The organism is Ruminococcus sp. SR1/5 (assembly GCF_000209835.1).
Classification (GTDB): domain Bacteria; phylum Bacillota; class Clostridia; order Lachnospirales; family Lachnospiraceae; genus Blautia_A; species Blautia_A fusiformis.
Genome location: NC_021014.1, coordinates 343,536 through 350,990 on the forward strand (window position 1 = coordinate 343,536; position 7,455 = coordinate 350,990).

Annotated in this window: 10 protein-coding genes and 1 pseudogene; 9 read left to right on the forward strand and 2 right to left on the reverse strand. The window is 44.4% G+C overall.

The window, feature by feature from the left end; translation table 11 throughout:
• Positions 1-9: 9 nt before the first annotated feature.
• Positions 10-1,746, forward strand: a complete 1,737-nt coding sequence (locus CK1_RS01730) for an ABC transporter ATP-binding protein (RefSeq protein WP_015524601.1) — start codon at positions 10-12, stop codon at positions 1,744-1,746.
• Positions 1,747-1,757: 11 nt separating this feature from the next.
• Complete coding sequence (locus CK1_RS01735) at positions 1,758-2,129, forward strand: metal-dependent transcriptional regulator (protein ID WP_015524602.1); 372 nt, start codon at positions 1,758-1,760, stop codon at positions 2,127-2,129.
• 317 nt (positions 2,130-2,446) lie between these two features.
• On the opposite strand, the gene CK1_RS01740 is transcribed toward CK1_RS01735, so the two are convergent.
• Positions 2,447-2,803, reverse strand: a complete 357-nt coding sequence (locus CK1_RS01740; RefSeq protein WP_015524603.1) for a helix-turn-helix domain-containing protein — start codon at positions 2,801-2,803, stop codon at positions 2,447-2,449.
• A gap of 164 nt (positions 2,804-2,967) precedes the next feature.
• On the opposite strand from CK1_RS01740, the gene CK1_RS01745 reads away from it, so the two are divergent.
• The 7 genes and pseudogenes from CK1_RS01745 (at position 2,968) to CK1_RS01775 (ending at position 7,224) form a co-directional block, all read left to right on the forward strand.
• The gene (locus CK1_RS01745) at positions 2,968-3,156 is read left to right on the forward strand and encodes a helix-turn-helix domain-containing protein (protein WP_002596317.1); all 189 of its coding nucleotides are present in this window, start codon (positions 2,968-2,970) and stop codon (positions 3,154-3,156) included.
• Positions 3,149-3,841: a response regulator transcription factor gene (locus tag CK1_RS01750; RefSeq protein ID WP_015524604.1), complete on the forward strand. Its 693-nt coding sequence runs from the start codon at positions 3,149-3,151 to the stop codon at positions 3,839-3,841. The genes CK1_RS01745 and CK1_RS01750 overlap by 8 nt, the downstream gene beginning before the upstream one ends.
• Before the next feature lie 5 nt (positions 3,842-3,846).
• Positions 3,847-4,763, forward strand: a pseudogene (locus CK1_RS01755) (sensor histidine kinase).
• Positions 4,764-4,897: 134 nt separating this feature from the next.
• Positions 4,898-5,824, forward strand: a complete 927-nt coding sequence (locus CK1_RS01760) for an ABC transporter ATP-binding protein (protein WP_015524607.1) — start codon at positions 4,898-4,900, stop codon at positions 5,822-5,824.
• On the forward strand, positions 5,817-6,410 hold the full coding sequence (locus tag CK1_RS01765) for an ABC transporter permease (protein ID WP_502685085.1): 594 nt from the start codon (positions 5,817-5,819) through the stop codon (positions 6,408-6,410). Before CK1_RS01760 ends, CK1_RS01765 begins: the two co-directional genes overlap by 8 nt.
• Complete coding sequence (locus tag CK1_RS01770; protein WP_502685086.1) at positions 6,382-6,702, forward strand: hypothetical protein; 321 nt, start codon at positions 6,382-6,384, stop codon at positions 6,700-6,702. Before CK1_RS01765 ends, CK1_RS01770 begins: the two co-directional genes overlap by 29 nt.
• A gap of 102 nt (positions 6,703-6,804) precedes the next feature.
• The gene (locus tag CK1_RS01775; RefSeq protein WP_015524608.1) at positions 6,805-7,224 is read left to right on the forward strand and encodes a winged helix-turn-helix domain-containing protein; all 420 of its coding nucleotides are present in this window, start codon (positions 6,805-6,807) and stop codon (positions 7,222-7,224) included.
• Between the two features lie 23 nt (positions 7,225-7,247).
• On the opposite strand, the gene CK1_RS01780 is transcribed toward CK1_RS01775, so the two are convergent.
• Positions 7,248-7,455, reverse strand: a 208-nt coding sequence (locus tag CK1_RS01780; protein ID WP_502685087.1) for a hypothetical protein, incomplete at its 5' end; no start/stop codon positions are given.

Sequence of the window (7,455 nt, forward strand, 5' to 3'; positions counted from 1 at the left end):
TGTTGTCAGATGTATGGAACATTGAAAAAAATCTTTGCTTTTGCAGGCAGCAAGAAGGGGCTTCTAAAAAAATCCCTGTTATTCTCATTCCTGTCCGGGCTGTTTTCAGCCATGCAGTTTGCCGCCCTCTTTGTAGTGATCGGCGCGTTAGTATCTGACAACCGGGACGGAAAGTTTATCTGCATTTCGCTGGGAATTATGGCCGTTTCCCTCATTGGGCGTATCATCATGACCTATTTTTCCACGATGGAGCAGACGGAAACCGGCTATTGCATGGTGGCGGAAAAGCGTATCCACATCGGAGATCGGCTGCGCTACATCCCGATGGGCTACTTCAACAAGAATAGTATCGGGAATATTACCGCCATTGTCACAACAACTTTGGGTGATGTAGAGAACTCAGCAGCCCGTGTTCTGGTGTCAGTGCTGGGCGGTTTTTTCAACTCGGTTGCCCTCGTCATCGTCCTGTTGGTATTTGACTGGCGGATCGGTCTTGTGGCCGCTGCCGGTGTCCTGATTTACCTTGCGGCGGCGGAACTGGCGCTTCGCAAATCTGCCGCGCTCAGCGGGGTGCGTCAGCACACACAGGAGTCCCTTGTAGAGTCCGTGTTGGAGTACATTCAGGGCATGGGGATTGTTAAAGCATTTGGTCTTGAACGGGACAGCACGCAGTCTATTGGCAGTGCAATTAAGGCGAGCTGCCGGGATAACCTGAAATTGACAAAGGCCAGCGTTCCATATGACGCTATCAAACAGGCTGTTGTCCGAGTGTTCAGCGTCCTGTTGCTTTTGGCCTCGGTCTGGTTCTGGCTGGACGGCTCCCTGCCGCTGGCCTACGGTCTGATTTTGGTGATTGCTTCTTTCATGGTGTTCAACGATTTGGAGAACGCCGGGAATATGGCCTCTTTGCTGCAAATGCTGGCGGCCTCGATGGATACGGCAAACTCCATTGATGACACGCCGGTAATGGACGAGAAAGGCGCTGATATTACGCCGAAGTCCAGCGAGATCGTGTTTAACAAGGTGGATTTTTCTTACGCAGACCGTAAGATATTAGATCAGGTCAGCTTTACCATTACCGAAAAAACGACTACGGCCATTGTCGGCCCTTCCGGGGCAGGAAAGACAACGATGTGCAACCTGATTGCCCGTTTTTGGGATGTGAATGCCGGGAAGATTACCATAGGCGGTACGGATGTACGAGATTTCAAGCTGGACAGCCTGATGAAGAATATCTCGATGGTGTTCCAGAGCGTGTACCTATTTGCAGATACGATTGAGAACAATATCAAGTTTGGCTGCCCGGATGCTACCCATGAACAAGTGGTTGAAGCGGCGAAAAAGGCTTGCTGCCATAACTTTATTTCTGCCCTGCCGGATGGCTATGACACCGTGATTGGCGAGGGAGGCGGTACTTTGTCCGGCGGCGAGAAACAGCGGATTTCCATCGCCCGCGCCATGCTGAAGGACGCACCTATCATCATTTTGGACGAGGCAACAAGCAGCGTTGACCCGGAGAATGAGGATGAATTGCAGCGGGCTATCGAGGCATTGACCCATGACAAGACCATCATCATGATTGCCCACCGTCTGAAAACCGTCCGCAACGCCGATCAGATCCTTGTACTGGACAACGCTCATATCGTCCAGCGCGGCACTCATGCGGAGCTGATCCAGCAAAAGGGCCTGTATGCCGATTTTGTATCGGCCAGACAGGAGGCCATCGGCTGGAAGCTGGCTCAGTAAAGGAGGTTCAGATGAAACTTCATGCGTCCGGGGAGGACTACCTGGAAACCATCCTTGTTCTCCAAAAGAAACGCGGTATGGTGCGCTCTGTAGATGTGGCCCGGCACATGGAGGTGTCAAAGCCCAGCGTGTGCCATGCAGTGGCTACCCTGCGGGACGGCGGCTTTATTATGATGGACGAAGATCACTTTCTCCATCTGACCGATGTGGGCCGCGAGGTAGCCGAAAAAATCTACGAGCGTCACTGCTTCTTTACCGAGCAGCTTGTCACCGCAGGCGTTGACCCCAAAACTGCGGAGGCCGATGCCTGCCGTATTGAACACATCGTCAGCGATGAGAGTTTTGACCGGCTGAAAGAGGCAGTCGAACAAGAGCAAAACTAAAACCGAATAAGCCAAGCGATCCTGCCCCGCAAGACGGGGAAAGAAAAAAACCGTTGCAGGGCAGGCAGCTTTGTGCGCCCAAAATGGATTTTCCGGGTACTGCGGCGTTTTTGAGTAACATCAAGGCCGCCGTTCCTTATGCGCCGCCTCCGTTCTTCATAAGGGTTTGGGACTATCCAAACAAGCAATTTTGAATTTTCGGGTAAGGGACCTGAGAATCTCAAAATTTGCAAGCGGGTACTCGCTTGCTGTGCTTGCCTCTTTTCTCCGAAAATGAAAAGAACCAGTGAGAGAATCGTTAAATTTCACTCACTGGCTCAATTCGTTTCAAATTTTTCGGACAACTCTGTCAGTTCCCTCACCGTTTCCTGGGTGTGATGCAGCAGGGTGTCACGCATTTCTGGCGGACAGCTGGAATAAAGCATTTTCATCTGATTGACGCCCTCATCCTCCAGAGAAACATCTGGATTTATAAGCGTATCTAAAGAGATGTGCAGGACCTTTGCCAATGCTCTCAAAATCAAATAGGAAGGATTCATTTTCCCTTTTTCGATATTGGCGATTTGCTTTACAGAAACATGGCTCAGATCAGAAAGTTCCTGTTGTGTCAGTTCTTTATTCTTTCGGGCTTCTCGCATTTTTTGCCCTAAAGCAGTTAAATCATCAATCGGCATAATCGTTCACCTCAATAATATTGTATCGTTCCGGTTTATATGATGGAATGACCTTATTATGCCTGACAAGCTGTACGATTATGCCGATTATATAAAGCTGCGATTGGTGATAAACTTGTATTGTTCGAGACAAAGAACTATAATGTACTCTGTGGAGGTGCATAATGGATTATATGACACTAAAAGAGGCCGCCGAAAAATGGGGCGTGACACCTCGTAGAGTAAATTACTATTGCGCTGCTGGGCGTATCCCCGGCGCTGTAAAGATGGCTGGTGTTTGGCTGATCCCAAAGAACGCAGAAAAGCCGATTGACGGAAGGACAAAACAAGGGAAGGGGTTGCACCATGAATAAAATCCTGATTATAGATGATGACAGAGAACTGTGCGCTTTGATTAAACGTAGCGTACAAGCAGAAAACATAGAAGCTGATTTTTGTAATACCGGAAAAGAGGGCTTACAAAAATTAAGAGAGCAGGAGTATCAGCTTGTGGTGCTGGATGTGATGATGCCTGGTATGGATGGCTTTGAAACGCTGGAAGAAATCCGCAAAGAGAACAGTCTGCCGATTTTGATGTTCACATCTAAAAATGACAGCATTTCTAAAGTACGGGGCTTACGGGCCGGCGCGGACGATTATCTTACAAAACCGTTTGATATGGATGAACTGATTGCCCGCATTGCGTCCCTCATTCGCCGCTACACCCGTTTTAATCATCAAGCCGGAGCTGTGCAAAAACTGGATTTTGATGGATTGCAGATTGACCTTGAAAATCGTTCTGTTACTACATCAAACGGCACTTTTGAACTGCCCCCAAAGGAATTTGATTTGCTCCTGTACTGTGCAAAACATCAAGGGAAAATTTTGACCAAACAGCAGATTTATGAGGAAGTATGGGGCGAAGAATATTTCTATGATGATAGTAACATTATGGCGATTATCAGCCGACTTCGTAAAAAATTAGAAGTCAATCCTTCAAGCCCAAAGTATATACAAACGGTCAAAGGGATTGGCTACCGGTTTAATAAGGAGGTGTAGTCAGCATGGAAATTATCGTATTCTTGTCCATTGTGATTGCTGTTGTGGCTGTATTGACTTCCATCGTTCTCGTTCGGCGTGTAAAAAACAAATAGCAGAAATGACCGATGTGCTGGTTGATGTGAAAAACGGAAATGGCAACCGGCGTATTCTATCTGCAACAAATGAACTGACAGCACCTCTTGCCTATGAAATCAATGAGATCGTTGTGGCCTATGAAAGCAGACTTTCAACTGTACGGCAGACAGAAGAAACCAACCGCCAGCTTATGACGAGCCTTTCCCATGATGTGCGAACGCCCCTTACTACTCTGATTGGGTATCTTGACGCTGCACACAAAAGGCTGGTCACAGGAAAAGACCGGGATGATTATATTGAAACCGCCCGCCGGAAAGCCCATGATCTGAAAGAATATATTGATGTACTCTTTGACTGGTTCAAGTTAAATTCTAACGAGTTTGCTTTGGAGATCCAGAGTGTTGAGGCCGCAGAGCTGACAAGAAATATCCTCATTGACTGGATACCGATTTTTGAGGATAAACAGGTTGAGTATGACATTGATATTCCCGAACAGCCTGTCCGGGTAAGATTGGATATGGACAGCTATATGAGGATTGTCAATAATCTCATTCAAAATGTAATCGCTCACAGCCATGCAGACAAAATCAAAATTGCCCTGTCAAAGAAGGAAAATAACATGGAGCTGCTGCTGGCGGATAATGGAGTGGGAATTGAGAAGGAAGATTTGAAACACATTTTTGAACGGCTCTATAAGTGTGACAAAGGACGGTCTGAAAAAGGAAGCGGTCTTGGTCTTTCTATTGTCCATCAGCTTGTAGAAAAGATGGATGGGAATATAACAGTTGAAAGTTTGCCGGGAAAAGGAACTGAATTTATGTTGCTTTTTCCTTTGGAGAGTTAAGCGGGCTCCCGTCTTTATGGCGGGAGCCTTTGTCATTTTACTGGATTTCAAATTGCAAGGTTAATGCAAGGTTGCGGCAAGGTTAATGCAAGGTTGGCATGATAGAATACCTTACAGAACAGGAGGTTTTGAATATGGATTCAAATTATATTATTGAAACAAAAAATCTGACAAAGCAATACGGCTCACAAAAGAGTGTGGCGGACTTAAATATCCATGTCAAGCGTGGGAGAATTTATGGTCTGTTGGGTAGAAACGGAGCCGGAAAAACCACAACCATGAAAATGCTGTTGGGTTTAACGAAGCCGACTTCCGGTGAGGTCAAAATCTGGGGAAAGTCTTTGCAGGGAAATGAAAAGAAATTGCTGCCCCGCATTGGAAGTTTGATTGAGTCCCCTGGTTTTTATCCCAATCTGACCGGTACGGAGAATCTGCGTATCTTTGCTACCCTGCGTGGAGTACCAAACAACCATGCCATCAAAGACGCTCTGGATTTAGTCGGACTTCCTTACAAGGATAAAAAGCTGTTTTCGCAATACTCTCTTGGTATGAAGCAGCGGTTGGCGATTGCCCTTGCAGTCATGCACGATCCGGAACTTTTAATTTTGGACGAGCCTATCAACGGGCTTGACCCTATCGGTATTGCAGAAGTACGCTCTTTTATCCGTGAGCTTTGTGACGCAAGAGGAAAAACCATTTTAATCTCCAGTCACATTCTTTCGGAGATTTCCTTGCTGGCTGACGATATTGGAATTATTGACCACGGTGCACTGCTGGAAGAAGAAAGCCTTGCTGAGTTGGAGCAAAAAAGCAGTAAACATATCCGGTTTACGATCTCTGATACTGCACAGGCGGCAAGAATTTTGGAACGCAATTTCCATGAAACCCATTTTTCCATACAAGACGACCACAATCTGCGTCTACACAATATGGAGCTGCCTGTGGGAAAAATTGTAACTGCTTTTGTAGAAAACGGATTGGAGGTATCAGAAGCACATACCTGTGAAGAAAGTCTTGAAGATTACTTCAAGCGTGTGACAGGGGGCGAAGGAATTGCTTAAACTAATCAAATGCGAATTTTTGAAATTGAAACGGAAGAAATTTATTCCGCTGATTATTCTGGCTGCGTTCCTGTTTCCAATCCCGCTGACTTATCTGATGACAACGCCCTCTATGATGGAGCGATATACGGATCGGGCAGATGCTTTCGATGGACTATTTAACATGGTGTTGGGATATGGTATCCAGTTTTTACTGCCCTGCATTATCGGAGTGATTGCCGCCATCCTGTTTTTTATGGAACGCGACAACGATACATTCAAAAATTTGCGTACAATTCCAGTAACCAGCACGCAAATGGTACTTGCAAAGATCATTGTCCTTTTTATCTTTGGAATTGTTTTTTGCGTGGCTTCTACTATTGCAACAATTCTTTGCGGAATTGGAACATTAGAAGTTTATGGAATTGGTTATAAGCTGTTTTTGGCGGTTGAAACGGGGATCTTCATTACAGCAGGAACACTCCCGTTGATTGTCCTTGTTGTCTTTTTCAGTAAGACCTATGTTTTTTCCATTTTGCTGTGTGTCTTTTACAGCGTTCTGAACATGAGTGCTATCTTTGGAAGGAACAAAAGAAAAAGGGATTGATGATTATACGGGAACTTATACGGCTGATTATGAGAATTTTTCAGATTCAGAGTATTTGTTTGGAGGAACTTCTATAAAGCGAGAAGCTGGTAAGGATTTGTCTATTGATTGCACTTTGGAGGTTGCGGAGGGAACTGCAAAAGTATTTTGGATTTCTGGAGCTGATGAAGTAGTCACTTTGCTTGAAACAACCGGAACTTATAGTGACACAATTACACTTCCTGATGGCGGAAATTATGTCGGCATTGAGTGTGAGGAATTTACTGGAAACATTGAATTGAATATTGAATAATCTTTAGCTGTGTGATGGTAAAAGAAAAATGTCACAGTACGGCAGATTTGTTTTAGTTAAAAGTTTATGCATAAAAAATAAAGTAGGTGATTACATGGGAAAATGTTAATACTGACATTTGAAGATAGTGAGGAAGAAATCCTGAATCATATAATATCCTGTGTCAATACGGGAGCAAGAGCATTTCAAGTAATTGAAAATGCAAAAACAAATTTGAGTTATGGAGATATTGTTATTTTGTTGGATAAAAGAGAATTATTTCGAAAGCAGGAAAAAATAGATTTATCTTTTATAGAGTTTGAAATTTTGCATTTATTAATGCGAAGTCCTGGAAGAGTGTTTAGTAAAGAACAAATATATGATATAATCTGGAATGAACCCTATTCGGGTGATTACAATGTTGTTATGCGACATATCTGCAACATTAGAGAAAAGATAGAAGATGATCCTGGACATCCGGTATATATACAAACGGTGCGCGGTGTAGGATATCGGTTTAACGGAAATTTAGGCAGCGAGTGAAATCGCTGCCTATTATTATGGTTTTACAAAGAAGGAAGTTTGTTATGAGAAGATCTTTGTATTTCAGGAGCATCCTGTTTGAGATATTTGGACAGGTTTTGATGTATCAATTCCAACTCTTTTATTTCTTGCTTAAAAGAAACGTATTGAGTATTTAGTGATTCCTTTCTGGAAATAAGATCTGCAATTTGCTCTTGTAACTTATTGGAATTAAGATGCTTCAGATCCATG

What these genes read in the sequence shown, in the direction of transcription:
- CK1_RS01760 (WP_015524607.1), top strand. Translation starts at nt 4,898, where the DNA reads ATGGATTCAAATTATATTATTGAAACAAAAAATCTGACAAAGCAATAC.
- CK1_RS01735 (WP_015524602.1), top strand. Translation starts at nt 1,758, where the DNA reads ATGAAACTTCATGCGTCCGGGGAGGACTACCTGGAAACCATCCTTGTT.
- CK1_RS01730 (WP_015524601.1), top strand. Translation starts at nt 10, where the DNA reads ATGTATGGAACATTGAAAAAAATCTTTGCTTTTGCAGGCAGCAAGAAG.
- CK1_RS01775 (WP_015524608.1), top strand. Translation starts at nt 6,805, where the DNA reads ATGTTAATACTGACATTTGAAGATAGTGAGGAAGAAATCCTGAATCAT.
- CK1_RS01750 (WP_015524604.1), top strand. Translation starts at nt 3,149, where the DNA reads ATGAATAAAATCCTGATTATAGATGATGACAGAGAACTGTGCGCTTTG.
- CK1_RS01740 (WP_015524603.1), bottom strand. Translation starts at nt 2,803, where the DNA reads ATGCCGATTGATGATTTAACTGCTTTAGGGCAAAAAATGCGAGAAGCC.
- CK1_RS01745 (WP_002596317.1), top strand. Translation starts at nt 2,968, where the DNA reads ATGGATTATATGACACTAAAAGAGGCCGCCGAAAAATGGGGCGTGACA.